This is a genomic window from Candidatus Pelagibacter sp. Uisw_101 (assembly GCF_047727615.1).
Classification (GTDB): Bacteria; Pseudomonadota; Alphaproteobacteria; order Pelagibacterales; family Pelagibacteraceae; genus Pelagibacter.
Genome location: NZ_CP159821.1, coordinates 1,263,248 through 1,287,743, shown reverse-complemented (window position 1 = coordinate 1,287,743; position 24,496 = coordinate 1,263,248). Strand labels below are relative to the sequence as shown.

The following is a 24,496-nucleotide window of genomic DNA, read 5'->3' as shown; positions in this document are numbered from 1 at the left end:
ATAATTTATCTTTATGAAGTATTCAAAAATATACCTAACAATTTCTCTAGTTTGGATAATAGTTGTGGGTTATTTAGTTTGGGCCAATGGTTTATACGCAAGAGGTGACAAAAGTTTTAGATTAGATGAATGGATCTGGTTTGGTATCATTCCAGCATTAGCCCCATATTTATTTGTATTTATTTGGAAACCTGAAGCAATTAAAAATATATTTAAATCTTGATTGTTTTTAATTTAATTTTAGTTTTTTTTATTGGAATTTGTTTAGGAAGTTTTGCCAGCGTTTGTATTTTCCGATTACCAAGAAATAAACAAACGATAACTGGACGATCCATTTGCCCTAAATGTAAAAAAAAAATACAATGGTTTGATAATATACCATTAATTTCTTATCTATTATTAAGTGGTAAATGTAGAAAGTGTCATAAAAGTATTTCATTAAAATATTTTATAGTAGAGAGTATTTGTGGTGCTGGTTTTGTATTAATTTTTTTTAGTTATAGCAATTATACTTCAATTGTTTTTTTGAGCTTATTATTTATATTATACTTAATTATATTTTTTATTGATTTAGAACATTTCATTATTCCAGATAGCTTAAGCTTTAGTCTTATGTTTTTAGCAATATCTAAAAACTTTTTACCCAATATTAATGCAAGTTTTATTTATGATATTAATCAATCAATTATTGGAGGTATGATCGGTTACCTTTCTATTTGGACTATTATTTATATTTATAAAGTAATAAAAAAAATTGAAGGCATGGGCTTAGGGGATGCTAAATTGATGGCAGGTATAGGCCTATTATTTGGTTGGCAAGCTGTACCTTTTGTGCTTTTTGCTGCTTCAATACTGGGATTGCTTTATGTTACACCTTCTTTGATTAATAAAAAAATAAACCTTAAATCTCAAATACCTTTTGGGCCACACATTATTTTAGCTAGTCTTATGTATTTTTTATATGGGGATTTATTATATGCTAACTTATTAAAAATTTAATTATTATAAAATAATTATATGATTATATTTTTTGGATCAAGTGTATTAAAATGTTTTGACAGCCAAGACTGTATATTTTTTAAAGATCCTTCTTCTAATTTGTAAATCTTCACTCTGTTGTCTGTAAAACTGATTGTTTTAATAAAAAAATTTTTTCTAACGCCTTCGTTTAAAATAGTTTGGATAGTGGTTCTCTTGCCTAATTTTTTTGGAATTTTTTCACAAAGATATTCAAAACTAACCCAATGCAAATTATCAAAACTAGATAAAGCTATTTCAAGAGTTATTACCGCATGAAGTCGTGAAGTATACGCGAAACCAGTAATATTTTCGTATTGATGAAAATCATAAAATTCAGCTAAATATTTTTCAGATAAATGTTTAAAATTTTCAGGCATAAAATTTATTAAATATAGACATTATTGCAAAATCGTACCTTAATTTAGTACCTTAAAAAAGTATCAAATTTTGGTAGTTTTATTGATTTATTTAGAGAATAGGATGTCTATTGTGATAGATAAAATAGTAAGTCTTGCGAAAGAACAAAAGAGTATTTCAGATTTTCATTTAAGAGGAGGTTCAGACATATCTTATAGGATGATGGGAGATATTGTAATTGAGCCTGATAGTAAAATTACAGACAAAGACTTAACAGATCTTTTAAAAAATAATTGTGAAGAAGATGAAATTAAAAAATTTGAAACTAAAAATGAATTAGATACTGCGGTTATCTTAGGAGACCTAAGATTTAGAGCTAATTTTTATAAAACTTTAAATGGGCATGCTGCCGTATTAAGAAGAGTTGAGACTAAAATTCCATTAATGGAAGATCTAAACCTTCCTCAAATATTATTTAGTTTACTAGATGCTCATAAAGGTTTGGTGTTAGTTACAGGACCAACGGGTTCAGGAAAATCGACAACACTTGCGGCAATCATTAATCAAATCAACGAGTCTAGACCATCAAATATTATAACTATTGAAGACCCGGTAGAATTTATTCATAAAGACAAAAAGAGTATCGTCTCACAAAGAGAAGTTGGAAAGCAAACTGAAAGTTTTACTCATGCATTGAAAGCTGCCTTAAGAGAAGATCCAGATGTTATTCTTGTGGGTGAGTTAAGAGATCTTGAAACTATTGGTATGGCTTTAACTGCAGCTGAGACAGGTCATTTAGTTTTTGGTACTTTACATACAAGTGGAGCACCTAATACTGTAAATAGAATAATTGATGTTTTTCCTCCAGAACAACAAGGACAAATAAGAGCACAACTAGCAGAATCGTTAAACATGGTTGTCACCCAAAAGTTATTTAAGAAAAAAGATGGAACGGGAAGAGTAGGTGCGTTTGAAGTTATGGTTTGTAATGCTCCTATCAAGAATTTAATCCGTGAAGCAAAAATTCATCAAATTCCAAGTGTTATGCAAACAGGCCAACGAGAAGGTATGATGACCATGGACAAATCAATTGAAGATTTAGTTGGCAGAGGAGTTATTTCAAGTGCCGAAAAAAATAGTTAAGGGTTTTACTTTAATAGAGCTTTTAGTAGTTGTTGCAATCATTGGCATTCTCTCATCCATTGGTGTTGTTGCTTATAATAAATATACATCAAGTGCAAAAATTGTGGCAACAAAAAAACAACATCAGGTAGTTGTAGATTTTATAAAGTCAAGTTATGGAATTTGTGCTCTAGGTAACAATTATATTGTTATGAAAACTTGTCAAACCTCATCTTGGTTTTGTAAAGGTCTTAAGGTTGGAAATAATAGTAATCCTAATGAAGTAAATAGACCATGCAAAAGTAGTTCTGGAAGCGCAAGTAATTCTTCATACCATTTTACGTTCCATTTTAATTATAATGGCATGAAAAACCCATATGACTTAGAAGGCCCAACTGGAATAAGTATGGGTGGTGATATGAAAGATCAATGTTGTTTAATGCAAAGTTGGGATCCAAGACCACTTGGAAGGACTCATATTTGGCAAACTTATCCAGAGTCAGCAATTAAAGTTAAAACAAATATTGGAGATCCAAAAGGTAAGAATAAATACCTTTATACTGAAATTGAATGGCCTTATGGAGGATTTAGATAATGAAAAAAAAGGGTTTCACGATAATTGAACTTTTGGTTGTTCTTGTTGTTATTGGAATATTTTCTACATTTGCTTACCCTAATATTACAAGTTGGATTACTGATAGGGAAGTTAGAGGTGAAACCTATAAGTTTGTTGCAGAGATAGAAAAAATGAAATCGAAGGCTACTAATGGTGAGTATGCTTTAGCAATGATTCATTTTACAGATTACAATAATGGTCCAGTTAATACTGCTTTTATGAAAAAGTATTATATGACACGAGATGATTTTTCTCAAAATTATCCTATATCAAATATGGCTTCTGGCTCTAATAGTTATTGGTACTGTAATCACGATCCAAGAAATCAGCGATATCAATCCGCTAGCACATATACTAGCGAAGGAATACGCCATTGGCCAAATATACACATGTGCATTTCAAAAGATGGAACAAAAAGAGGAGTATTAAATCAAAAAAATCCTGACACCGGTAAACGAAATTCTTTAAGCAGGGTTATTTTTTGTTCAGTTAATAACACAACAACATCAGGTGGCTCAAATAGATGTAATGACTCAAATAAAAATGACCACAGATATATGGTGACCTGGGATGTCTTTACCAATTTGAAAGTTTACAGGTTTAATATGAAAAAAAATCAATGGTGTATTAATAAAACATGTCGTTCTATGAGTGAGTTTAATTGATGTTAAAATCGAAAAGAATCAAAGGTATTTCGTTAATTGAGTCGTTAGTGTGCGTAGTAATAATTGGAATTGGGTTTATTGCAGTATTACAACTTTCTGCTTTTTCAATCGGGTCTATGGATCGTGCAATGGAAAAAAATAAGCTTAATTATTTATCTGAGATGGTTATGGAGGATATGATTGGTGATCCAGATAACATATCTAATTATGGAAGTTTTAATGAAACTTGTAGTTATTCAAATAAGGGAGGAAGCAACCTTTATGATAAACAAAAAGATAAATGGAGAAATAAACTTCAAGAAAAAGATTATATAAAGATTTCCAATAAATATAAAAGACCTCCTTGTTATGCTGGTGACAGCAAAAAAACCTTTGTTGGAAATAATAACACCTCAGGAAGAGTTAATTTTTTAACAGGTAAAGGAAAGAGAAAAAAATACTTAGGAGTAGTGGTTAAATGACAAATAAGGATACTGGTTTTTCATTAGTGGAGATTATGGTTGGAATAGTAATTGGAGTAATTGCTATTGCTGCAGCATTTTCTTCTTATAATTATTTTAACAAATCTTACGATCTAGTATCACAAAAAGCTAAAATTAATAAAGCAGCAAGAGAAGGTCTTGCAGTTATTGCAAGAGACTTAAGAAATGCTGGATATATTGATCCCAATTATACACAAAGTCCAAGACCTGAAATTAATTTAATAGGGTTAAGACAAAAATATTCGGGAACTAACATGGATAGTCTTAACATGTATTATACACCTGCCCCTCAGATTAGACAGAGAATTTATTATAGACCAATGAAATATCAAAATACTAATGAGTATTTTTTAGCAAGGGAAGTTGTCAATAGCCCAATACAAGGAGGTTCAGCTTTTAAAATTATTTATGATAATATTGAATTTATTCCATATATTTCTGATTTTCAGGTTGTCTTTAAAGACAAAGATGGGAACGAATTATTTCCTGTATGTGATTCTTGTGGGCCAGTAGAAAATGCCCAAGGGTCAGGAACAATGGTGGGTAGTTATAATTTAGGGCAAGCAAATATGAAAAAGGTTCATACTACGGAAATTTATTTAACAGTCAGAACACCTAAAGAAATTTATAAAAATAATAAAAAAGTAAGAATAAAAAATCATACAGGTTCAAATGGTAATGAACAAATATTTGATGACAAATATCATCGAGAAACATTTTTTGTAAGTGTACACACAAGGAATTTATCAAATAATTAAATGACAAATAAACTTAATAAAAATGAGAGAGGATTTGCTTTACCGTTAGTTCTATTATTGTTGGTAGTAATGACAATTATGGGAATGACATTAGTTACAATTACCTCAAATGAACATAAAGCTAATACAGATAAAGATGTAAGTCAGCAAAGTTTCTATGCAGCAGAAAGTGGTATAGCAGTTGCCAAAAAATGGATGATGGATAATACAAGTACATTAAGCGGTTCGCAAAGCAACTTAGAAACCAGAGGCCTTAAATTTTGTAAAGCATCTTTTTTCCCAAATTTAAAAACTGCAACAGGTTTTCATTTTGATAGTAAATCATTAAACCAAGTAATTAGTGCATCAGGTGATGAAGCAAAAAGACTTAGTAAATTTAGTTTTGAATATTTTATAACTTATTCGCCTAACTCAAGTGGAGTACCCACAATAAAGACAAAAACTGTTGCTTCAACTGAGGGATCAAGTGTTACTCAAGGAACAGCTTATAAGTCTGCAGCAACATCTTCAGCTACTTATTATACAATTTATTCATGTGGTTGTAACAATACAGCTTCAAGCTGTAGGGCTCAAAACAATATTATCATTCCACTAGAGGCAGTGGTAACCTTGGTCAAGAAATAATGAAAAAGATTTTTATTCTTATATTTTTATTAAGCTTTGTTAATCAAGTCCAAGCTTATGATTGTCAATTTGATAAAATTAAGCCAGGTGTAAATAAAAAAGATTTAGAAGAAATTTATCTATTTTTGCCAAGGAATCAAGAGGGCATTAATGGTATACCAATTATTGCAGAACAAATTTGCAGTGATGATACTAGAGAAATAATGGGACTAGTATTAGAACTTACATTTTTTGATGATAAGTTGATTAAAGTTAATTATATCAACACACTATCAATATCGACTATTCTTTTTGACATCTCAAACAATGATTACAAAACAAATTTTAAAAGAAACCAACAACAAGTTGAAAAAAAACAATCTGAATTTTATGACACAACTATAAATAATAACTCTTATTTTTATGTATTATTAAAAGATAAAAATAGACAACAGGAATATTTAGAAATCAATAGTGACAAAGATAGTGAAAAATTAGACAAATTCCTTTTACAAATCGAGGAAACTCAATGATTAAAAAGATAATTATTATATTTTTATTAATATTTCCAATTTCAAATACTGCTTTTTCAAAGTCACCACCGCTAGGCACAGGTTCTTTAGTGCCATCAAATATTATGATTATGCTTGATAACTCAGGCAGTATGGGTTGGAATTTAGCGGGTAACCAACTTAGTAGCTCAAGTCCTGGTTTAAGTTACCCACAAGAAGTTAAGACAGATAGTAATGGGGATGTGTATGTTCTTCAATCAGGAAACACCTATGTCAACGGGACTAATTATAGAATGCACGTGTTTGATTCAAGTGGAAGTTTAAAAAGAAGAATGCTGCCATACAGATATAGAGGTTGGAATGTGTCTCCACAGTGTACTGAACAAGCAAATCCTAGTTATAAATTTGATATATATGATGATAAAATTTATCTTTTAGATAGTGGCTATTATGTTGGATCTATAAAAGTATTATCAAAAACAGGTCAATGCCTTCAACATAAAGTCAACATACCTTATCCAACATACGCTAATTGGTATCGAAACAAGTTTAGTGCAATAGCTGTAAATGAAAATTATATATTTCTTAGTACGGGGCCTTGTTATTCATGGTGTCGTTTAAACAATGATTATGCAGGTTCAGTTACTGTACTAAGAAGAAGCGATTTTAGTTTTGTTAAAAGGTTTAGGAGTGTTGGAAAAGATATAACAAGCATGACCTTTAATAGTGATTACACAAAATTACTTATAACAAGCAAAGATTGGGGCCTCGGGGGAGTTAACTTATGGACTGGGAGTGGCCAAAGTTATTCTCATACTAAAAACTTAAAAACAGGTAGATGCTATAGTGGCTCTAGCTGTACTGGTGGCAAGTATAATAACCCATGGGACGCTTCGTTTGATAGTAGTGGTAATATTTATGTGATTGATTCTTGGGGCTCACAAATACAAAAATATAATTCAAGCGGGACATATCAATCAAAATGGGGATGGACCACCAGCTATAGTGGTAATGCTTATAGAATCCCTCAAGGCATGCACATATCTTCTTCAGGAAAAATGTATGTAGCTGATACTTATAATAATAAAGTAAGAGAAGTATCTTTTAGCTCAACCTCAGTTACATCAACTTTTTCTACAGCAGAAGTGTCAAGAATGGATATTGCAAAAAAAGTTATTAAAAGAATTGTCTCTAATACAGAACTTACTAGTTCAGCAAATTTTGGGTTGATGGAATGGGGGCATCCCTATAGCTCTTTAAGATGGATAAATGCACCAAAGAATATACGTTGGCGTTATAATTATTATGGAACAAGAATAAGAGTTCCTGTTAATTCAGATGGAGCTAGAAAAATTTATACAGATATTGATAATGTACGTGCTGGAGGTGGAACTTTTTTAACTCAATCATTAAACATATCAAGATCTTATTTTGCAAATGGTTATGGTGGTTTTCCTTCACCAAGAATACCAAATGCTAAATGCCAAGCAAATTATTTAATAGTTATTAGTGATGGTGTTTTCGATAACCCAAGGGGAGCTGCTAATGCAGCAAGAAATTTAAACAGTCAATATCAAATTAAAACTTTTGCAGTAGGTTTTGCTACATCAAGTTTTACTGCTAGTACGAAACAAAACTACGTTAATCTAGCAGTAAGTGGTGGAACTGTTGCACCATTATATGCTGATAATGAAGCAGAAATGATAGCTAAGTTAACAGATGCTATTAAACAGGTGGTATCAGGTTCTTTAACCTTTAATTCACCAGCAGTAATGTCTGACAAACAAAAAGGTGATTTTATTTATCAATCTACATTTAAATATTCAAAAAATACCCAGTGGCAAGGACATTTAAAGAAGCACAAATTTGATAGTAAGACTGGAAAACTAGCAGCTACAGAAGAGTGGGATGCCGCAGATAAATTAAATAAGAAGAATTACACATCAAGAAATTTATGGACTACGAACACCGGTGTATCTGGCCTAAATAATTTTACAACAGGAAATAGAAACAGCTTAAAATCATTGTTATTCCCCAATAAATCAGCAACAGACGCTGAAACAGATAAGTTGATTAATTTTATTAGAGGGATTGATAGTTACGATGAAGATGGTGATAGTAACACAACAGAGTCTAGGCATAAGCTGGCTGATATTTATCACGCCAATATAAATGTAGTTGGACCCGTTGAAGGAATATCAAATTCTAATGATGGAACAGCAAATTATGATAAAAAAGATTCTTATTATAGAGCAAGCAATGGTTATGATAATTTTAAAAATGGAAATAGCTGTGGTACATCTTGCAGTTCTCGAATTGAAGCAGTATTAGCTGGAGCTAACAGTGGAATATTCCATGCCTTTAAATCATCGGACGGTGAAGAATTGTGGGGATATATTCCTCCAAATATAATAGGAAAATTATCTACAATGGTTACTAGTAAAGCTAATGCTAGTAATGCAATATATGGAATTGATGGAACAGCAACAGTAAAAGATATTTATTTTGACGATACCCCAGGTGACAATATTAATAATCCAAGATGGCGAACTATTTTAATGTCAGCTCTAGGTGCTGGAGGACATGGATACTTTGCCCTAGATATTACTAATATAAATTCTCCAAAACATTTATTTGCAATTGAAAATGATCCATTTGACAATGTTGTTAGAATTTGGAATTCAACAGAAAATAAATCAGAATTTGGTTACACACCTGGAACACCAATGAATAACTTATATGACTATCAAAAATTAGGTGAAGCGTGGTCAGCTCCAAGAATAATTAGAATCAAGCATGACGGCAAAGATAAATGGGTAGCTGTTGTTGGTGGTGGGTTTAATGGAGCAACAAATCCAAATTATGGTTCAGCAGTATTTGTAATAGATCTTGAGACAGAAGGAACGTTACTTCAAAAGATTGATATAGAGGATACTTCAGCTAGTAATATTGTAAACTCTGTGCCTTCAGACTTAGCTGTGATTACTGCAGATGGAACAGAGAAGGCAAATTATAATGGTGCAATAGTTTATGCAGCAGACCTTGAAGGAAAGGTTACAAAAATTAATTTAACTGATAAAGGAACCATGTATCAGTCCACGATACTGTTTAATGCTCAGTCTACTAATGAGAATGGCAGATATATATTTTCGAAACCAGAAGCAACCATACGAGATAGTAAGCTTTGGCTTTATTTTGGAACAGGAGATAAGCAAAAGCTTCAAAATATATCGTCAAATACTCAAAACAGACTTTATGGAATAAAAGATAAGGATTTTCCTAATTTTCAGTTAATAAATCCAGCAGGAGATATTTCACAATGCAAAACAGGGTCTAATAACTGTCCAGGACCAGCAGATCTAGGTTGGTTTATAAATCTTGATAAATCTAAGAAAGTTACTGCTGAACCAACAATTGATAAAAAAGTGGTATATTTTCCAGTATATGAGCCAAAACCAGCCTCAAATGCATGTGATAGTGGTGATGCCATATTATATACAGCAAATGGGACTTGTGGCAGCGCAACTCAGAGAAAACTAGGAAAAGGGGTATTATCTAAGGTTATTGTTCAAGATGATAACCTAATTATAGGTATATCTGGAGAGGCTGATAGCAGTATAAGCACAAAAGATAATCTTATTTCAATTAAATCAAGTCAAAAAGCTACTTCAGGGCAGATAAATTTAGAAGGTTGGAAAGAGAACTATTAATGAGGAATATAAATCAATTTTAATACTCTAACACAAAATATTAGTATCTTACAAAAAGCTATATTTACCAGTAATTCTATAAATAAGCCTAAATGCTAAAAATTATAACACAAAAAAAATTTAGTCTCACACAAACTTAATTAACTCTAACACAAATGTATTATCAGAAATTAAGCATAGCTATAGCTAGTTTTTTAGTTAATTTTTAAATTATACTCTCTAACACAATAAAATATTTATCTAACACAAAAATAATGTGTCTAACACAATAATTAATTAATTTTAAAAATTTTGAAGTCTTAATTGATAGAAATAATAAAAATAAATATTGGTACCAATATTAAATAGTAATTTTTAGGTAGTTTTTAGAAAAAATATAATTGTTTTTTGGTAGTTTTTATTTCTTAAATTAATTGGTGTTGTTCTTCGGTAGTTTTAGAAGGGGTGTTTTGTGTTAGAGTTTTCATTAATTGAGTGAAAATTTGTAAAAATTAGACTTCATGGAAACAATTCATAAAAAAAATGGAAGATTACATATTTATGTACGCCAAGATAAATATAAAGGCGAACTAAAGTCACATAATTATGTTGGAAGAACATTTATTAATGGAAAACAAAAAGTAAGCTCATCTGGAACAACAAATTTAGAAGAAGCAATTCCTATTTTAGAGAAATGGTTCGATGAATTACAATTAGAAGATAAGGTTGAAGAAAATAATAGTGAACAGACTATGGATCAACCAGAAAATACTTCAGAAATTAATTTAGAGCAACCACAAGAAGCAATATCAACTGAAAAAGAAACTGTCGAGGAAAAACCTAAAGAAGGTTTGAAACTAAGCATGCTAGATAAGTTAAAAAATATAAAATTTTCTAAATCAAAAGATGAAATAGCAACACCTGGTGAGCCTTCTAAAAAAAATAAAGAAAATAAACTTAAAGCAGTTTTTAAAAATTTCTTTCAATCAAAAGTCAAAAAATTAAGTATTGATGGAGAAGAGATAGCAGGCCTAGATATGACGAGGGAAGCTATAAGAGTTGCACAAGTTTCTCAAGATAAAGAGGAAAAATGGATATTAGATAAGTTTTCTTATCGATCATTAGATCAAGAGAAAATAAGTGACAATTTATTAGAACATAAAGATTATTTGTCTGAAGAAATTGAATTAGCTATGGCTAATGCAAAAATTACTACAAAAAATGTTGCACTATCCATTCCAGTTACGAGTGCAATTATTAGAGTGGTTACTAGCCCACTGATGTCTGATGATGAGTTGCAAAAAGCAATTGAGACAGATTCATTGTGGGATAATTTAGTACAACTAACTGATAATTTAAATGACTATTCAATTTTTCATCAAATTATTAATAGAAATTCTAAAAATAATACGATGGAAATTTTATTTGTTGCTTCAAAGTTGGCAGATGTAAATGCTTATTCCGCTATTGCAAAAAAAGCTGGTCTCAATCCTGTTATTATGGACGTTCGTTGTTTCACTTTAAAAAATGCACATGACAATACAAAATATAAATCAATTACCGATAAAGGAAATTCTGCAATATTAGAGCTTGGCATAGATGAAAATTATATTATGATTATTCATAATAATATTCCAGTCATCACGGATATTTTTTTAAGACCTCAAGAAAAGCAACATCTATTAGAAGTGATAAGTGATCAAATTCCAACAGAAGCTGATGCTGTTGTTCGAAGATACGCAATGCAAGTTAAGCAAGCAATTACAGATTATGAAAGCAAATATGAAAATAAAATTACATCAATTCAGGTAGTTTCAAGTTTAAAAAATATTTCATTTTTGTTACCTGCATTTAAGAAAAATTTACCAACTACTGGTTTTATAAACTTTGACCCTTTGCAAAATGTTGGAATACCCTCTTATAATAGTGAAAAATTCAATAATGATAATAAATCACCTTTAGCATCAGTTCTTGGTTTAGCTTATCGGAAACTAGATGTGTTTGGTTATTACAAATTTGTAACAGCTGTTAAAAATATAAATTTACTACCGAATAGAGATGCTGTACGTCAGCAAAATAAATTAAAGTTTTTATCTGGTTTTGCGCTTAAAGGAGCAGTGGGTGCTGTTGCTGGTATTTATTTAATCTTAACCGTTTTTTCATTTTTCCAAATTAACAATAATAAAGAAAAATTATTAGAATTTGATCAAGTACAATTAGAATTTGATAAATTGAATAAAGATTTTTCTCTTCTTGCTAAAGAAAGAAGAAAAATGCAACAAGCTTTAGATCTTGGAAAATTAGTTAATTCAAACCAAGCACGGTCTTACAGATCACTAGCACAAGTGACTAGAAGTGTTCCACAAAGAGTTCAGTTTACCAAAATGACTTTTGATGGAAATGCTAGTTTAATTATTGAAGGGGTGGCTTTCTCAGATCAAGATATTTTAAATTTTATTTCTAATCTAAATTCTAAATCTTTAATTGAGCAAGCATCTTTAGCTGCTATGAAAAATCAAACAGGAGAGACAAGTTCTGGAAACAATAACAAAAAGGGATTTACAATCAATTGTAAATTAAAAATAATTTAATGGATCTAGCAAATTTAAAAAACATAGATTTAAACGATATAATTAAAAAACTAAAGCGTGGTGGTTTTTCAGATAAAAAAATATTAATAAAATTTGGTGGTGGATTTGTTGCAATACTAATTTTTTTAATTGGCTATTATGCTTTTGTCTCTCCAATTGTTCAGGTGCAAGTAGAGCAAATTAATATAATGAGTGAAAATAAAATTAAGATAGAGGAATTTAGAAATAATATTACAACACTAAAAAGTGCGGTTAAAAACTTAGAGCCTGAGTATGAAAAAAATAGTAAATTATTTCACAGTAAAAAAGAGGTCGAAGATCTTTATCAAAACATTAGTAAATTTGCACTAATCAACGGTCTATCAATTACTAACCTAAAAAAAGGTGAACCAAAAGCAGTTGCTAGAGACCCGCAAGCTCAAAATACAGGACAAACAACTGAAAATAATTCAGATCAAAACACAAACACCACTGAAAATTCAGAAGGACAAAAAGAATTGTATTATACAATTCCAGTTGACTACGAAATCCAAGGAAATTTTTTAAGTTACCTCAAATTTAGAAGAGCATTATCTAAATCACAAAAAGTTATTAATTTTGACAAAGAAGAAATTACTATCATTGCAGAAATACAAGGGCAGATTTTATCAAAAGGAACAATTTCAATAGTGGGGTTACCAAGTGAATACAAATAATAAAAAATTATTAATTTTTCTAATGACATTATTGCTGTGTCAATTTCAACTTATAAACTTAAAAGCAGCAGAGGTAAGCGCTATAGATGATGAAGAGTTACCAGCAATAGATCCTTTTGCAGGAGGGTTAGGCTCTACAAATCAAGTTGTGGAAACAGGCGATTCAGTAAGCACAAACAGTGGTTTCTTAAATAATATGAGGTTAGTGGGAACAATTCTGGGTAAAAATAAAAAAATTGCAGTTTTTTCATCACCTGATGGGGGTGCATACAAATATGAAGAGGATCAAGAAATTGCAAATACAACAACGATAATAATAGAAATTTTTAATGATGTTGTCATCGTCCAAGATGAAGAAAATAACAAATTTGAAGTTTATATGAACAACATAATTAAACCAAGTGAAGGATAAGAAATGAAAAAATATTTTAGAATTTTATTATCACTATTATTTATTGTTTTATTGCAATCTTGTGCAACTACAACAAAAAAACCAACATCAGTTCATGGAGATAAACCTTTAATCGATACAGCTAAAATTATTGTTGGTGGTCGTGCAGAAATGGACAAGAAAATTAAAGATGGTCCTAAGCCATACGATACAAGCATACCAAGAGCAGATAAACGTAAAACAATAACAACTGAAAATGTTAAAAATTACGTCAATATTTCAGATGAATACACTAACCTTAAACAAATGATTAATATTAATTTTCAAGGTTTAGATTTTAAATATGTGATGTCATTAATGGCTGATATTGCAGATATAAATATTTTAGTTGGAGATGAAGTAAATGGTACGGTAAATGCTAAAATCGAAAATGTAGGTTGGGATATTGCTTTTCAAACTTTATTAGATATGAAGACGTTAGTTGCTGATGTCGATGTAGTTAATGGTATAATAAGAGTTCATACACCAGAAAAACTAACGGCACAAGAAACAGCAAAATCTGCTAGAGCAGAAGTGTTAAAGAAAAAAATAGCACTTGAAGAATCAGTTGAACCAATTTTAGCTGAGATATTTAGATTATATTATATTAGTCCAACACAAGCAAAAACTACACTAGAAGCTTTATTTGCAACGCAAGGTGCAGAAGGAGCAAATACGATGTCTAACCTTTCAATTACAGTTGAAGATACCACTAGATCAATAATTGTTAGAGGACATGAACCAGATCTTGATACTATTGATGCAGTTATTAGAGAGATAGATGTAAAGACCAAACAAGTTTTAATTGAAGCATTTATAATTGATGCATCATCAACTTTCGCTAAAGCATTAGGAGCAAGAGTAGGTGCAATGAGTGTGAGTGAAAGAGGTAGTAAAGGTACCACTACTATTTCTGGAATAACAAGTGGAGGAAATGCTGCAACAACTTCTGCTGGAATAACTTTGGGAGCTGCAGCAGGAACTATCTCAAACCAAGGTATTTCGGGTACGAGTGGAATTGGAATACTTAGACAAATTGGAGCAAGAGCATTAAAAATTGAGATTGAAGCATTGGAGTCGTTAGGATTAAGTAAAACGCTTTCTCAACCAAGTGTGTTTACATTAAATAACCAGGAAGCAACTATCACTCAAGGAACACAAATTGCCTACCAAACAACAGCTGATGGAACAACTACCACTGCATTTAAAGAGGCCGCATTATCATTAACGGTTACACCAAGTATTATTGGAGATGGAAATGTCTTATTAGATATAAAGGTTAATAACGACTCCCCTGTAGAAGTTGCAGGCTCAGATGAGCCAGGAATTAAAACCAATTCAATTGTCACAAAACTTTTAGTAAGTGATGGAGATATTGTAGTAATTGGTGGCATTAAAAAGAACACAACTAGTAATGTGAATAGTAAAACGCCAGGAGTTAGCAAAGTACCTGTAATTGGCAATCTATTTAAAAGTAAAAATAATAGTGACGAGTTGGTAGAATTACTAATCTTTATAGCCCCAAGGGTAATTGATTAAGATGGGTAAAATCAAACTAGATTCTACAAGTGAACAAAACATTTTAAATATGTTAATGGAGGGTTCCATTATTTCCTCTGAGCAAATATCTAAAATTAATTCAACAAGTGGTGAAATAGGAAAATCAAAATTAGAAACTGCTTTTGAATTAAATTTTGCAGATGAAGACAAAATATTAAAACTTCTGTCATCAAGTTACTCTTTACCAATTATAGATTTAAAAAAAACTGTAATAGATCCTAAGATCAAAAAAATTATTGATGCAAGGTACATTCAAGACAATTTGTTAGTGCCTTTTGAAATGGGGAATGGCATTTTAAAAATAGCTATAGCAGATGCATCAAAATTGGGATTAATGAAAAATTTAAAAACAATGACACAATTGGAGCCAGAACTATATGCGGCATCTATAAGTGATATCAGTAATTTTGTTGAAAGATTGAATAAAAATACTGTACAAAAAATATCTGACAAAAACGTAAAAGTAGAAAAACTTGAAAAAGATATAGATGAAATTGTTGAAGTTGGATCAGAAGTAATAAATTTTGGAAATAAGTTAATTACTGAAGCTATCAATCTAGGTGCTAGTGATATTCACATTGAATGCTTTAGAGACAGTGCACAAACAAGATTTAGAGTAGATGGCATCTTAAAAGTAATGGATAAGTATTCAAAGTTTTTGCATGAAAATTATGATGCAGTTATTGCAAGGGTTAAAATAATTAGTAAGCTTGATATTGCCGAGAGAAGAGTTCCCCAAGATGGTGCCTCAACATTTAAATCTGAGACAAAAGAAATTGATTTAAGGGTTTCACTTTTACCAACCAAAAATAAAGAACGTGTTGTAATGCGTATCTTAAATAAAGATGCGGGTGATAAAGCTTTAAGCGAACTTGGTTTTGAAGAGAAAGATTTAAAAAAATTGATTAAAGCCGTTAGCTCACCTCAGGGAATGGTGTTAGTTACTGGACCAACGGGTAGTGGTAAGACAACCACTTTATATAGTGTTTTAAAGCATATTAATAAACCAGGGATGAATATCTTAACTGCTGAAGACCCAGTTGAATATGAAATGGAAGGAATAGGGCAAGTTCAAATAAAAGAATCCATTGGGTATACTTTTGAAGAGGCTTTAAGATCTTTTTTACGTCAAGACCCAGAGGTAATTTTAGTTGGAGAGATTAGAGATAAAGCAACAGTTGATATTGCATTAAAGGCAGCCTTAACAGGTCACTTAGTATTTAGCACCCTTCACACAAATGATGCCCCAAGTTCTATTACACGTTTATTGAATATGGGAACTCCAAACTACCTAATATCTGCAGCATTAACATTGATTATGGCTCAACGTTTAGCGCGAAAAACATGTTTAGATTGCCGTATTATTGATGAAAACATCACGCCAAAGTTATTAAATTCTATAGGTTTTTTACCAGAACAATCAGCAAGAGCTAAAATTTATAAGGGCGGTGGCTGTGATGAATGTAGTGGTTCTGGTTACAAAGGAAGAATGGGAATTTATGAAATTTTAGAAATTGAAAGTGAGTTAAAGGCTGGAATTTTATCTAACCTTCAACAAAATGAATTAAACGCCATAGCAAAAAAAAATGGTTTTAGAACTATGCAAGATATGGGACAAGACATGTTGTTAAGTGGCGACCTTTCTTTTGCAGAATACGAAAGAGTTCTACAATCTAGCTAATGTTAAATTTTGAATATAAAGGAATATCTCTTGGTAAATATGTTGAGGGTGAAATTGAAGCTTTAAATAATGCAGAAGCAGCACACAAACTCAAAGAACAAAAAGTTATCATTACAAGATTAAAAGAAGCTAAAAAAAAGAAAGTTGTTACTAAAAAAGAAAAAACTTCTTTTAGTTTTGGTACGGGAATAAAGCCACAAGAAATTTTAATTTTCTGTAAACAGTTTGCAACTATGCTTAGAGCAGGATTGCCAGTATTGAATACTTTAGAAATGCTAGCAGCACAAACATCAAGACCTCCTATGAAGAAAATTATTGAAACTATTAAAAAAGATTTAGAATCTGGAAATGCATTATCAAAATGTTTTGAAAAACATACAAAAATTTTTGATACAGTGGTTGTTAATTTAATTAAAGCAGGAGAAGCTAGTGGTAAGCTTGATACTTTTTTACAGAAAATAGTGATTAATTTAGAGAAAAGAGAAAAGATTAAATCACAAATTAAAAGTGCTTTATTCTACCCAGGTGTTTTATTTTCAGTTGCAATATTAGTTACAGTTTTTATGTTAATGAATGTAGTGCCAACTTTTGTAAATATGTATGAGGGTATGGGTATGGCAGATGATTTACCAACACCAACAGCTGTGATTATGTCCATGAGTGAATTTGTCCGTTCATCAGGTGGATTTTTTCTTCTTGTCTTTATAATCTCTTTTGTAGTTGGTTTTAAATTCTTGATTAAAAAAAATTATGAAGTCAGAAAAAATTGGCATCGTGTTGTAATGAAACTTCCTATTTTTGGAAATTTAATTCAAAAATCAATTTTAGCAAAAGTATCTTTAGTTTTAGGAAACCTTAACCAAGCAGGTGTAGATTTAATTGAAAGTATAGATATTGCAAAATCAGTTACGGATAATGTAATTGTAGTAGAGGCTTTAGAAAATATTAAAAAAGGAGTTTTTTCAGGTGAAAGCTTAACAGACTTATTTAATAAAGAAAAAATATTTCCAACAACTTTTAGTCAATTAATATCAGTGGGTGAACAAACGGGTAGCTTGGATGAAATGTTTGGCTCTATTGCAATATACTATGAAGAAGAGTTTGATGTAGCAGTTGCTAACCTTGCAAGTTTAATTGAGCCTATAATGATTGTATTTATGGGAATTACTATTGGTGGTTTAATGCTAGCAATGTATGCGCCAATTTTCAATGTAGGTGCCATTATTGGATAAATTACTACCAAAATTCGGTAATTTTTTTAATTTTTATACAAGCTATACTTTTTGTAGATCTTAACAGGGGGGAAAAAATTATGAAAAAATTTAATAAAGGTTTTACACTAATTGAATTATTAGTTGTAGTTGCGATCATAGGAATTTTAGCAGCAGTAGGTGTAGTTGCTTATAACGGCTACACAGGAGCAGCAAAAGTTTCTGCAACAAAAACAATACACGCACAAACAGTTAAGTATATCTCAGCAGAAGCTCAGAAATGTAGTTTAGGAGAAACAACATTTGTTGGTGGTCAGTCGTGTCCTGCAACAGCATCTAAAGCTGTTACTGGAGCTGTAAGTCAATTAAAAGATAAAAATCCATACTCAACTGCCAATGCAGCTATAAAAAGTGCTTCAGGATATGTAGTTGGTCAAATTAGCTTATCAACAAATGGAACAAATGTTGTTGTTAGATCTTGTAATAAAACTGGTTGTGCTACAGCCGACAAACAAGAAGCAACAATACAAGTCGACTAACATAAATAATATTTTTAAATGAGGCATCACAACCAAGGGTTTACTTTAATAGAGCTCTTGGTTGTGATTGCTATTATTGGAATTCTTTCAGCGGTAGGAGTTGTTTCTTATAGTGGATACAAAGCTTCAGCTGAAATGAAAAAAGCAGAAATTAGTTTAAATACAATTTATTTAGCTGAACAAGAATATAAATCCAATAATGGTTCTTATTATTATAATAGTTCAGTTTCAAACATAGTTACCAATTTATTTGATGGTGTTGATGATTTATCAGAACAAAAATATAATTTTACAATAAGTGGTAACGCTAATAACGATACTTTAAGTATAGTAGCTAGAAACAGTTCCTCTGGATGTCAACTAACATTAAGTGAGAAAAAAAAATTAACTAAAAGCAGTTGTTAGAATATGAAAAAAAAAGGTTTTACATTAATAGAATTATTAGTGGTCATAGCTATTATTGTTATATTAGCTGTAATAGCCTTACTCGCATATAATAAATTTGTTAAGGTAGCAGAGTGTGGTGGGCATAAAGAACAACACAAAAAAGTAGTAAGTCTTGCAAAAGAAACTTATGGGTTTTGCAGTTTGAATGGATATACAAACATGAATATAACTGCGCCTTGTATGACTAATTCTAATGGAATTAGAGCTCTTAAGAGAAATAGTGGGATGACACAGATCCGTCAGGATGGAAATAAGTGTGTGAGAAGCTGGAATTGTAAATTTCGTAGTGGAGAAAATGCTGGACGATCAAGTGGCTGGTTTGTTACTCACTCTCGGGCCGAGTTTAATACACCAAACCATACCGGAGGATTTATAAGAGAAGATCAATGGCAAAATTTTAGAAAACCAAACTATCCAGAACGAGCAGGCATAACAAACATAAGAGAAAAAGGTGCTAAAATGGAAATAGCCACTTATTTAGGATCAGATTGTTCAGGTGGAAATTTTACTAATTCAGTAGGAAGTTATTTAATAGACGAAATTACCTGGCCATAGAAATATGCCTAAATTATTTAAATTTATTTATTACAACATCGCTTTTGGAGTAGCATTGTGGGCAATTTTATTTCTTTATAAAATTAATATTTGGTTGGCAGTTGTAGGCTCAATTATTGTTATGTATCTTTTTATAAAAATTACATCAAAAGTTTTAATATTTATTAATAATCTATGAAAAAAAATGGTTTCACCCTAATAGAACTTTTAGTCGTAGTAGCCATCATCGGTATCCTTGCTGCGGTAGGAGTGGTTGCTTACAATGGGTATACTAAAAGTGCTAAAGAAAAGACTACTGAAATAAATTTTAGAAACATAAATAAATCACTCATGATTGAATTTATGAAATGTGAACTTGATAGTGCAAATATAGTTTTTAGTAGTCATAGTTGTAGTAATAGTAATGCGCCAGCTACATCATTGATTGGTAGTTTTATTAATACAGGTATGAATATGAGAAATCCTTATTCTACTAAATCATCAGCAATCAGCTCAAATCCTTGTACTCTTGGTACGGTGTCAATAACAACACCTTCAAAAGGTAATTATTCTCTTAATATGTATTCCCCTAAAACTCAAAAAATTACCTCAACAAATATAGGAACTATTTGGACGCCAATTAAAACTAATGCTAAAAATACTTGGACACAAGTAAGCACTGGTTGTAAAAATACTTGGACACAAGTTAATACTAATGCAAAAAATAAGTGGAAAAGTGCAGGACCGTAAAGCCTTCACTCTAATAGAACTCCTAGTTGTAGTAGCCATCATTGGTATCCTCGCTGCAGTAGGAGTGGTTGCTTATAATGGGTATACGGGTGCTGCTAAAGTTTCTTCATCAAAAGCAAACCATACAACTGTTGTAAAATTTATAGCAAATAGCATTATGAAATGCGAAATAGGACAGGAGCTAATATTAAAATACTCGTATGATCTTAATAGTGGTAAACTAACTTATACAAGTGATATGTGCCCTTATGTTCTTGCAGGCAATGTCTCTAAAATGCAATCAGCCTTTGCTTATCATTTTAATTCACCAGCATGGTGTAATCCCCACGGATTAAAACACAGTAGCGGAACATGTCAGGAAGCAATTGCAAATGGTGGTAGTGCTGGAAATGGAAAGTTAGGTGAAACACAAATTATATCTTCAGGTAGTTCTTTGATTATTGATACAAAAGTTAAAGATGGAAATGTTTTAAACAACTCAGTTAAATTATAATGAACCGTAAAGCCTTCACTCTAATAGAGCTTTTAGTCGTTGTAGCCATCATTGGTATTCTTGCTGCAGTAGGGGTGGTTGCTTATAATGGGTATACAGGTGCTGCTAAAGCCAATGTAGCAAAAGATAATCAAAAAACTGTTTTTAAATTTATTCAAACTTCGTTTATGAAATGTGAAATGGGAGAAAAACTTGATCTTAATGTTGGTATCGGAGATATTTGTGGAGGGTCAGTTAATGATGTTGCAGGTAGTTTCGCTGAGTATTTTCGAGTAAATGGTATGAATAATCCTTACGGGGACGCAAAAGGTTATTGGAGTGGTATTAAAATGAATCAATTCGATTGTTCTGGTTCAGCTCTGGGCTCAGTATGTCTTAAAGTAACTGGTGATGATATTTTAGTTGAAATAGAATGGAAACAAAACACTAGGATAAAAAATACATTTTATAGATCAGATAGATAATGAGCAAAAAAGCCTTCACCCTAATAGAACTCCTAGTCGTTGTAGCCATCATCGGTATCCTGGCTGCGGTAGGGGTAGTTGCTTATAATGGGTATACCTCAAGTGCGAAGAAAGCTGTTTCAAAAAATAACTTTAAGTCTATCATAAGTCTAATAACTCATGAATTAACAAGATGTACTATTGATTCATCTTTAACACATCTCAAATTATTACACAGGACTGGTGAAGAAAAATTAATTAGTTGCACTTTGGAGGCAGGAGTAATTAGTTATAAATTTGGTGAACACTTGAGAGGTTCAGGATTTAGAAATCCATATACTGGAAAACCAGAGATTTGGATGGGAGGAGTTTCTCTAAAAATCGGAGAGATGCAGATTACAGGATGGAATAGTAGCAACCCTTCACCTGGTGTAAGTTGTCCAAATAATGATCCATGTTTTTATGTTGAAGTAAATTGGGATGGAGACCCAAATAATTATCTTACTAAAACAATAGTTGATCCAAGAAATTAATGAAAACCAAAGCCTTCACCCTAATAGAACTCTTAGTTGTTGTAGCCATCATCGGTATTCTTGCTGCTGTAGGTGTCGTTGCTTATAATGGGTATACTAAGAGTGCAAAAAGAGCCGCAACATTACAAAATTACAAAATGGCCTCAAAGTTTATAGATCATACCTTTGCTCTTTGTGGAACTCAGGGGGGTAGTATTAAAATAAGTGCTGGAAATATTATTGATTGTGATGCAATTAACAATCAAACAACTGTAATCAAAATAGCTGAAACATTCATGAATCATTTTTTAAAAATGGGATTTAAAAATCCATATGATAATAGTGCAGCTTCAATTATTAGAACAGGCAGTGGAGGTGATACTGTGAATGGTAGGTTAAGACTTGATGAAACAGACTGTAGAAATTCTGGTGGTAAGGGAGGTTATAAAAAAATGGTATTATGGGTAAAGACTCATAAAGATCATGAAAATAGTATTTTTTTATTAGATAGTTGGAGTCAATGGTGCAGCAAGTAAACCGCAAAGCCTTCACCCTAATAGAATAGACTTGAACAATAAGTAAAGTTAAAATAATGTTAAAAATGTATTGGGATTGTTAACTAAATAGTGAATTAGTTTTATAATTTAGGTTCTATTCTTGGTACAGAAAGTAAAAAGTAAACAGTGCGTTTAGAAGTTATGTTTATCAATAGAAGTAGAGCGGTTCAAAAAAGAACAATACACTCTTAGAGTATTTTCATATTATAAAGATATGAAAGTACCGATTCTTATACCAAATATTTTTAATCATCCATTTACCTATAATTCAGATTTAAATTTAAAGGTTGGAGACTATGTAGTAGTACCTTTTGGAAAGTCAGAAGTTACTGGAGTTGTATGGGATAATTTTGAAAAAAAAACAAACAAAAATTTTGCAATTAAAAAAGTTTTAAGAAAATTAGATGTTCCATCACTAAAGAAAAATACAATTAAATTCTTAAATTGGTTTTCTGAATACAATATGACCCCTAAAGGTATGGCATTAAAATTGTTATTATTAAGTAGTGGTGCCATAGAAAAGTTACCAATTGAAGCTTATGAGCCATTCAAAATTGACATCAAAGAAAATGAAATAAAACTTTCTAAAGAGCAAAAAGATTCATTAAAAAAAATGAATGTATTAAATCAAAAATTTAGGGTTCATGTTTTACAAGGCACTACAGGGTCTGGTAAGACGATGGTTTATTTTGAGGCTTTAAAAGAGATAATTAATAAGGGTTTTCAGGGGTTAATTCTATTGCCAGAAATTGGATTAACAGGACAATTTCAAAATAAATTTATAGAATTTTTTGGATTCAAGCCTGCTGTGTGGCACTCAGGTATTACAAAAAAAAATAAAGAAATTATTTGGAGTGGAATAGCAAATGATAAAATTAAAGTTGTAATTGGTGCTCGATCCTCATTGTTTTTACCTTTTAAAAAACTAGGATTAATCATTGTTGATGAAGAACATGATCAATCTTATAAACAAGATGAGGGAGTAACTTACAATGCGAGAGACATGGCAATTTCTAGAGCATCCTTTGAAAATATTCCAATCAATTTAATAACAGCCGTCCCCTCTATTGAAACTTATGACAATATTAAAAAAGGCAAATATAGTTTATCAAAACTTGATCAAAGATATTTAAATGCATCTTTACCAAAATATGAAATAATTAATCTTAATAATTCAAAGTTAGAATCTCAATCCTGGATATCAAAAGAAACAATTGAGAAAGTAAAATTTCATCTTGAAAAAAAAGATCAAGTATTATTTTTTTTAAATAGAAGAGGATTTTCACCCCATGTATTATGTAAAAAATGTTTTACTAGTTATTCATGTCCAAATTGTTCGATAAATTTGGTTTATCACAAAAACAAACAAAATTTATTATGTCACTACTGTGGATACAAAGCTTTACTAAATAGGGACTGCTCGAAAGAAGGAAAATGTGATTTTATTTTTAGTGGGCCTGGAGTTGAAAGGATATCTGAAGAAGTAAAAAAAATTTTCCCCACCAAGGAAACAACTATATTTTCTAGTGATACAATGAATAAAAAAAGTTCAGCAGATGTTCTGGAAAAAATTATAGATAATAAAATTCAAATTTTAATTGGAACTCAATTAATTTCTAAAGGATTCCACTTTCCAAGTTTAAATTGTATTGTTGTTGTTGATATCGACTTATCATCACAAGGTCATGACTTACGAGGCGCAGAAAAGAATTTACAATTATATCACCAACTTTCAGGTAGAGCAGGAAGAACAGGAAAGCCAGCAACTGTTTATTTTCAAACTTATAATTTAGATACCAAAATGATAACAGACATTACAAATAAAGATCCTGATATTTTTTTAGATAAAGAACTTGAAATTAGAAGGGAAAATAATCTTCCACCGTTTCAGAGATTTATTGCTTTAATAATTACTGGCAGCAATGAAAGAGAACTTGAAAAAGAGGCTTATAAGTTTAAAGTTTTTATAGAAAGTGCTGTCGAAGGTAGAGTTCTTGGCCCTGTGAATGCACCTATATTTAGATTAAAAAGAAAGTTCAGAGTAAGACTTTTGATCAGAGGTAGAAAATCTCTAAAAGTACAGAATTCACTAGCCAAAATCATTGAAAAATTCAAATTTCCTACTGGAATGAAACTAACAGTTGATGTTGATCCAATAAACTTCAATTAACAGTCAAAAAATAACACTTTTAGACAATGTGTGACTTGAAGAGAATAGGGTCATATGTT

The 24,496-nt window shown here is 31.0% G+C and carries 27 protein-coding genes; 26 read left to right on the top strand and 1 reads right to left on the bottom strand.

Annotation, left to right across the window (positions count from 1 at the left end):
* Positions 1–13 precede the first annotated feature (13 nt).
* On the top strand, positions 14–223 hold the full coding sequence (locus ABXT48_RS06895; protein ID WP_415302895.1) for a hypothetical protein: 210 nt from the start codon (positions 14–16) through the stop codon (positions 221–223).
* The gene (locus ABXT48_RS06890; RefSeq protein ID WP_415286314.1) at positions 220–999 is read left to right on the top strand and encodes a prepilin peptidase; all 780 of its coding nucleotides are present in this window, start codon (positions 220–222) and stop codon (positions 997–999) included. Before ABXT48_RS06895 ends, ABXT48_RS06890 begins: the two co-directional genes overlap by 4 nt.
* Positions 1,000–1,013: 14 nt before the next feature.
* On the opposite strand, the gene ABXT48_RS06885 is transcribed toward ABXT48_RS06890, so the two are convergent.
* Complete coding sequence (locus tag ABXT48_RS06885; protein WP_415286313.1) at positions 1,014–1,397, bottom strand: hypothetical protein; 384 nt, start codon at positions 1,395–1,397, stop codon at positions 1,014–1,016.
* A 112-nt stretch (positions 1,398–1,509) separates the two neighbouring features.
* Here ABXT48_RS06885 and ABXT48_RS06880 point away from each other — a divergent pair, with 112 nt between their 5' ends.
* The 24 genes from ABXT48_RS06880 to priA all read left to right on the top strand — a co-directional run bounded on the left by ABXT48_RS06880 (position 1,510) and on the right by priA (position 24,437).
* Entirely contained in the window at positions 1,510–2,520 is a 1,011-nt protein-coding gene (locus tag ABXT48_RS06880) for a type IV pilus twitching motility protein PilT (RefSeq protein WP_415286312.1), read from the top strand.
* Positions 2,501–3,094, top strand: a complete 594-nt coding sequence (locus ABXT48_RS06875; RefSeq protein WP_415286311.1) for a pilin — start codon at positions 2,501–2,503, stop codon at positions 3,092–3,094. The genes ABXT48_RS06880 and ABXT48_RS06875 overlap by 20 nt, the downstream gene beginning before the upstream one ends.
* Positions 3,094–3,780, top strand: coding sequence for a Tfp pilus assembly protein FimT/FimU (locus tag ABXT48_RS06870; RefSeq protein WP_415286310.1), 687 nt, complete (start codon positions 3,094–3,096; stop codon positions 3,778–3,780). Before ABXT48_RS06875 ends, ABXT48_RS06870 begins: the two co-directional genes overlap by 1 nt.
* Positions 3,780–4,241 (top strand): Tfp pilus assembly protein FimT/FimU, encoded by a 462-nt coding sequence (locus tag ABXT48_RS06865; RefSeq protein WP_415286309.1) that lies wholly within the window; start codon positions 3,780–3,782, stop codon positions 4,239–4,241. The genes ABXT48_RS06870 and ABXT48_RS06865 overlap by 1 nt, the downstream gene beginning before the upstream one ends.
* Positions 4,238–5,020, top strand: a complete 783-nt coding sequence (locus ABXT48_RS06860) for a PilW family protein (RefSeq protein ID WP_415286308.1) — start codon at positions 4,238–4,240, stop codon at positions 5,018–5,020. The genes ABXT48_RS06865 and ABXT48_RS06860 overlap by 4 nt, the downstream gene beginning before the upstream one ends.
* Positions 5,021–5,644, top strand: a complete 624-nt coding sequence (locus ABXT48_RS06855) for a hypothetical protein (RefSeq protein WP_415302893.1) — start codon at positions 5,021–5,023, stop codon at positions 5,642–5,644.
* Positions 5,644–6,156 carry a hypothetical protein gene (locus ABXT48_RS06850; protein WP_415302891.1) on the top strand — a complete coding sequence of 171 codons (513 nt, stop codon included), beginning with the start codon at positions 5,644–5,646 and terminating at the stop codon, positions 6,154–6,156. The genes ABXT48_RS06855 and ABXT48_RS06850 overlap by 1 nt, the downstream gene beginning before the upstream one ends.
* A complete protein-coding gene (locus tag ABXT48_RS06845) occupies positions 6,153–9,845 on the top strand; it encodes a PilC/PilY family type IV pilus protein (protein WP_415302890.1) in 3,693 nt (1,230 codons plus the stop codon). The genes ABXT48_RS06850 and ABXT48_RS06845 overlap by 4 nt, the downstream gene beginning before the upstream one ends.
* A gap of 500 nt (positions 9,846–10,345) precedes the next feature.
* On the top strand, positions 10,346–12,415 hold the full coding sequence (gene pilM / locus ABXT48_RS06840) for a pilus assembly protein PilM (RefSeq protein WP_415286304.1): 2,070 nt from the start codon (positions 10,346–10,348) through the stop codon (positions 12,413–12,415).
* A complete protein-coding gene (locus ABXT48_RS06835) occupies positions 12,415–13,110 on the top strand; it encodes a pilus assembly protein PilO (RefSeq protein WP_415286303.1) in 696 nt (231 codons plus the stop codon). Before pilM ends, ABXT48_RS06835 begins: the two co-directional genes overlap by 1 nt.
* Positions 13,097–13,522 (top strand): hypothetical protein, encoded by a 426-nt coding sequence (locus tag ABXT48_RS06830; protein WP_415286302.1) that lies wholly within the window; start codon positions 13,097–13,099, stop codon positions 13,520–13,522. Before ABXT48_RS06835 ends, ABXT48_RS06830 begins: the two co-directional genes overlap by 14 nt.
* Positions 13,523–13,525: 3 nt before the next feature.
* Positions 13,526–15,079 (top strand): type IV pilus secretin PilQ, encoded by a 1,554-nt coding sequence (gene pilQ, locus ABXT48_RS06825; RefSeq protein ID WP_415286301.1) that lies wholly within the window; start codon positions 13,526–13,528, stop codon positions 15,077–15,079.
* A gap of 1 nt (position 15,080) precedes the next feature.
* Complete coding sequence (locus ABXT48_RS06820; protein ID WP_415286300.1) at positions 15,081–16,781, top strand: GspE/PulE family protein; 1,701 nt, start codon at positions 15,081–15,083, stop codon at positions 16,779–16,781.
* Positions 16,781–18,013 carry a type II secretion system F family protein gene (locus ABXT48_RS06815; RefSeq protein WP_415286299.1) on the top strand — a complete coding sequence of 411 codons (1,233 nt, stop codon included), beginning with the start codon at positions 16,781–16,783 and terminating at the stop codon, positions 18,011–18,013. Before ABXT48_RS06820 ends, ABXT48_RS06815 begins: the two co-directional genes overlap by 1 nt.
* A gap of 80 nt (positions 18,014–18,093) precedes the next feature.
* On the top strand, positions 18,094–18,531 hold the full coding sequence (locus tag ABXT48_RS06810; protein ID WP_415286298.1) for a pilin: 438 nt from the start codon (positions 18,094–18,096) through the stop codon (positions 18,529–18,531).
* An 18-nt stretch (positions 18,532–18,549) separates the two neighbouring features.
* Positions 18,550–18,936: a type IV pilin protein gene (locus ABXT48_RS06805; RefSeq protein ID WP_415286297.1), complete on the top strand. Its 387-nt coding sequence runs from the start codon at positions 18,550–18,552 to the stop codon at positions 18,934–18,936.
* 3 nt (positions 18,937–18,939) lie between these two features.
* Positions 18,940–19,533: a prepilin-type N-terminal cleavage/methylation domain-containing protein gene (locus ABXT48_RS06800; RefSeq protein ID WP_415302888.1), complete on the top strand. Its 594-nt coding sequence runs from the start codon at positions 18,940–18,942 to the stop codon at positions 19,531–19,533.
* A gap of 4 nt (positions 19,534–19,537) precedes the next feature.
* Positions 19,538–19,711, top strand: coding sequence for a hypothetical protein (locus ABXT48_RS06795; RefSeq protein ID WP_415302886.1), 174 nt, complete (start codon positions 19,538–19,540; stop codon positions 19,709–19,711).
* Positions 19,708–20,262 (top strand): type II secretion system protein, encoded by a 555-nt coding sequence (locus ABXT48_RS06790; protein ID WP_415302884.1) that lies wholly within the window; start codon positions 19,708–19,710, stop codon positions 20,260–20,262. Before ABXT48_RS06795 ends, ABXT48_RS06790 begins: the two co-directional genes overlap by 4 nt.
* Positions 20,228–20,755: a type IV pilin protein gene (locus tag ABXT48_RS06785; RefSeq protein WP_415302882.1), complete on the top strand. Its 528-nt coding sequence runs from the start codon at positions 20,228–20,230 to the stop codon at positions 20,753–20,755. The genes ABXT48_RS06790 and ABXT48_RS06785 overlap by 35 nt, the downstream gene beginning before the upstream one ends.
* A complete protein-coding gene (locus ABXT48_RS06780; protein WP_415302881.1) occupies positions 20,755–21,219 on the top strand; it encodes a type IV pilin protein in 465 nt (154 codons plus the stop codon). The genes ABXT48_RS06785 and ABXT48_RS06780 overlap by 1 nt, the downstream gene beginning before the upstream one ends.
* Positions 21,219–21,731, top strand: a complete 513-nt coding sequence (locus ABXT48_RS06775; protein WP_415302879.1) for a type IV pilin protein — start codon at positions 21,219–21,221, stop codon at positions 21,729–21,731. The genes ABXT48_RS06780 and ABXT48_RS06775 overlap by 1 nt, the downstream gene beginning before the upstream one ends.
* The gene (locus ABXT48_RS06770; RefSeq protein ID WP_415302878.1) at positions 21,731–22,246 is read left to right on the top strand and encodes a type IV pilin protein; all 516 of its coding nucleotides are present in this window, start codon (positions 21,731–21,733) and stop codon (positions 22,244–22,246) included. The genes ABXT48_RS06775 and ABXT48_RS06770 overlap by 1 nt, the downstream gene beginning before the upstream one ends.
* Positions 22,247–22,481: 235 nt before the next feature.
* Positions 22,482–24,437 carry a primosomal protein N' gene (priA, locus tag ABXT48_RS06765; RefSeq protein ID WP_415286293.1) on the top strand — a complete coding sequence of 652 codons (1,956 nt, stop codon included), beginning with the start codon at positions 22,482–22,484 and terminating at the stop codon, positions 24,435–24,437.
* Positions 24,438–24,496: the final 59 nt, after the last annotated feature.

Bases quoted from the DNA above. Each gene is read 5' to 3' on its own strand.
- ABXT48_RS06790 (WP_415302884.1), top strand. From the start codon at position 19,708: ATGAAAAAAAATGGTTTCACCCTAATAGAACTTTTAGTCGTAGTAGCC.
- ABXT48_RS06805 (WP_415286297.1), top strand. From the start codon at position 18,550: ATGAGGCATCACAACCAAGGGTTTACTTTAATAGAGCTCTTGGTTGTG.
- ABXT48_RS06815 (WP_415286299.1), top strand. From the start codon at position 16,781: ATGTTAAATTTTGAATATAAAGGAATATCTCTTGGTAAATATGTTGAG.
- ABXT48_RS06820 (WP_415286300.1), top strand. From the start codon at position 15,081: ATGGGTAAAATCAAACTAGATTCTACAAGTGAACAAAACATTTTAAAT.
- priA (WP_415286293.1), top strand. From the start codon at position 22,482: ATGAAAGTACCGATTCTTATACCAAATATTTTTAATCATCCATTTACC.
- ABXT48_RS06855 (WP_415302893.1), top strand. From the start codon at position 5,021: ATGACAAATAAACTTAATAAAAATGAGAGAGGATTTGCTTTACCGTTA.
- ABXT48_RS06785 (WP_415302882.1), top strand. From the start codon at position 20,228: ATGCAAAAAATAAGTGGAAAAGTGCAGGACCGTAAAGCCTTCACTCTA.
- ABXT48_RS06835 (WP_415286303.1), top strand. From the start codon at position 12,415: ATGGATCTAGCAAATTTAAAAAACATAGATTTAAACGATATAATTAAA.
- ABXT48_RS06775 (WP_415302879.1), top strand. From the start codon at position 21,219: ATGAGCAAAAAAGCCTTCACCCTAATAGAACTCCTAGTCGTTGTAGCC.
- ABXT48_RS06800 (WP_415302888.1), top strand. From the start codon at position 18,940: ATGAAAAAAAAAGGTTTTACATTAATAGAATTATTAGTGGTCATAGCT.
- ABXT48_RS06895 (WP_415302895.1), top strand. From the start codon at position 14: ATGAAGTATTCAAAAATATACCTAACAATTTCTCTAGTTTGGATAATA.
- ABXT48_RS06770 (WP_415302878.1), top strand. From the start codon at position 21,731: ATGAAAACCAAAGCCTTCACCCTAATAGAACTCTTAGTTGTTGTAGCC.
- ABXT48_RS06870 (WP_415286310.1), top strand. From the start codon at position 3,094: ATGAAAAAAAAGGGTTTCACGATAATTGAACTTTTGGTTGTTCTTGTT.
- pilQ (WP_415286301.1), top strand. From the start codon at position 13,526: ATGAAAAAATATTTTAGAATTTTATTATCACTATTATTTATTGTTTTA.
- ABXT48_RS06865 (WP_415286309.1), top strand. From the start codon at position 3,780: ATGTTAAAATCGAAAAGAATCAAAGGTATTTCGTTAATTGAGTCGTTA.
- ABXT48_RS06845 (WP_415302890.1), top strand. From the start codon at position 6,153: ATGATTAAAAAGATAATTATTATATTTTTATTAATATTTCCAATTTCA.
- ABXT48_RS06860 (WP_415286308.1), top strand. From the start codon at position 4,238: ATGACAAATAAGGATACTGGTTTTTCATTAGTGGAGATTATGGTTGGA.
- pilM (WP_415286304.1), top strand. From the start codon at position 10,346: ATGGAAACAATTCATAAAAAAAATGGAAGATTACATATTTATGTACGC.
- ABXT48_RS06810 (WP_415286298.1), top strand. From the start codon at position 18,094: ATGAAAAAATTTAATAAAGGTTTTACACTAATTGAATTATTAGTTGTA.
- ABXT48_RS06850 (WP_415302891.1), top strand. From the start codon at position 5,644: ATGAAAAAGATTTTTATTCTTATATTTTTATTAAGCTTTGTTAATCAA.
- ABXT48_RS06885 (WP_415286313.1), bottom strand. From the start codon at position 1,397: ATGCCTGAAAATTTTAAACATTTATCTGAAAAATATTTAGCTGAATTT.
- ABXT48_RS06780 (WP_415302881.1), top strand. From the start codon at position 20,755: ATGAACCGTAAAGCCTTCACTCTAATAGAGCTTTTAGTCGTTGTAGCC.
- ABXT48_RS06795 (WP_415302886.1), top strand. From the start codon at position 19,538: ATGCCTAAATTATTTAAATTTATTTATTACAACATCGCTTTTGGAGTA.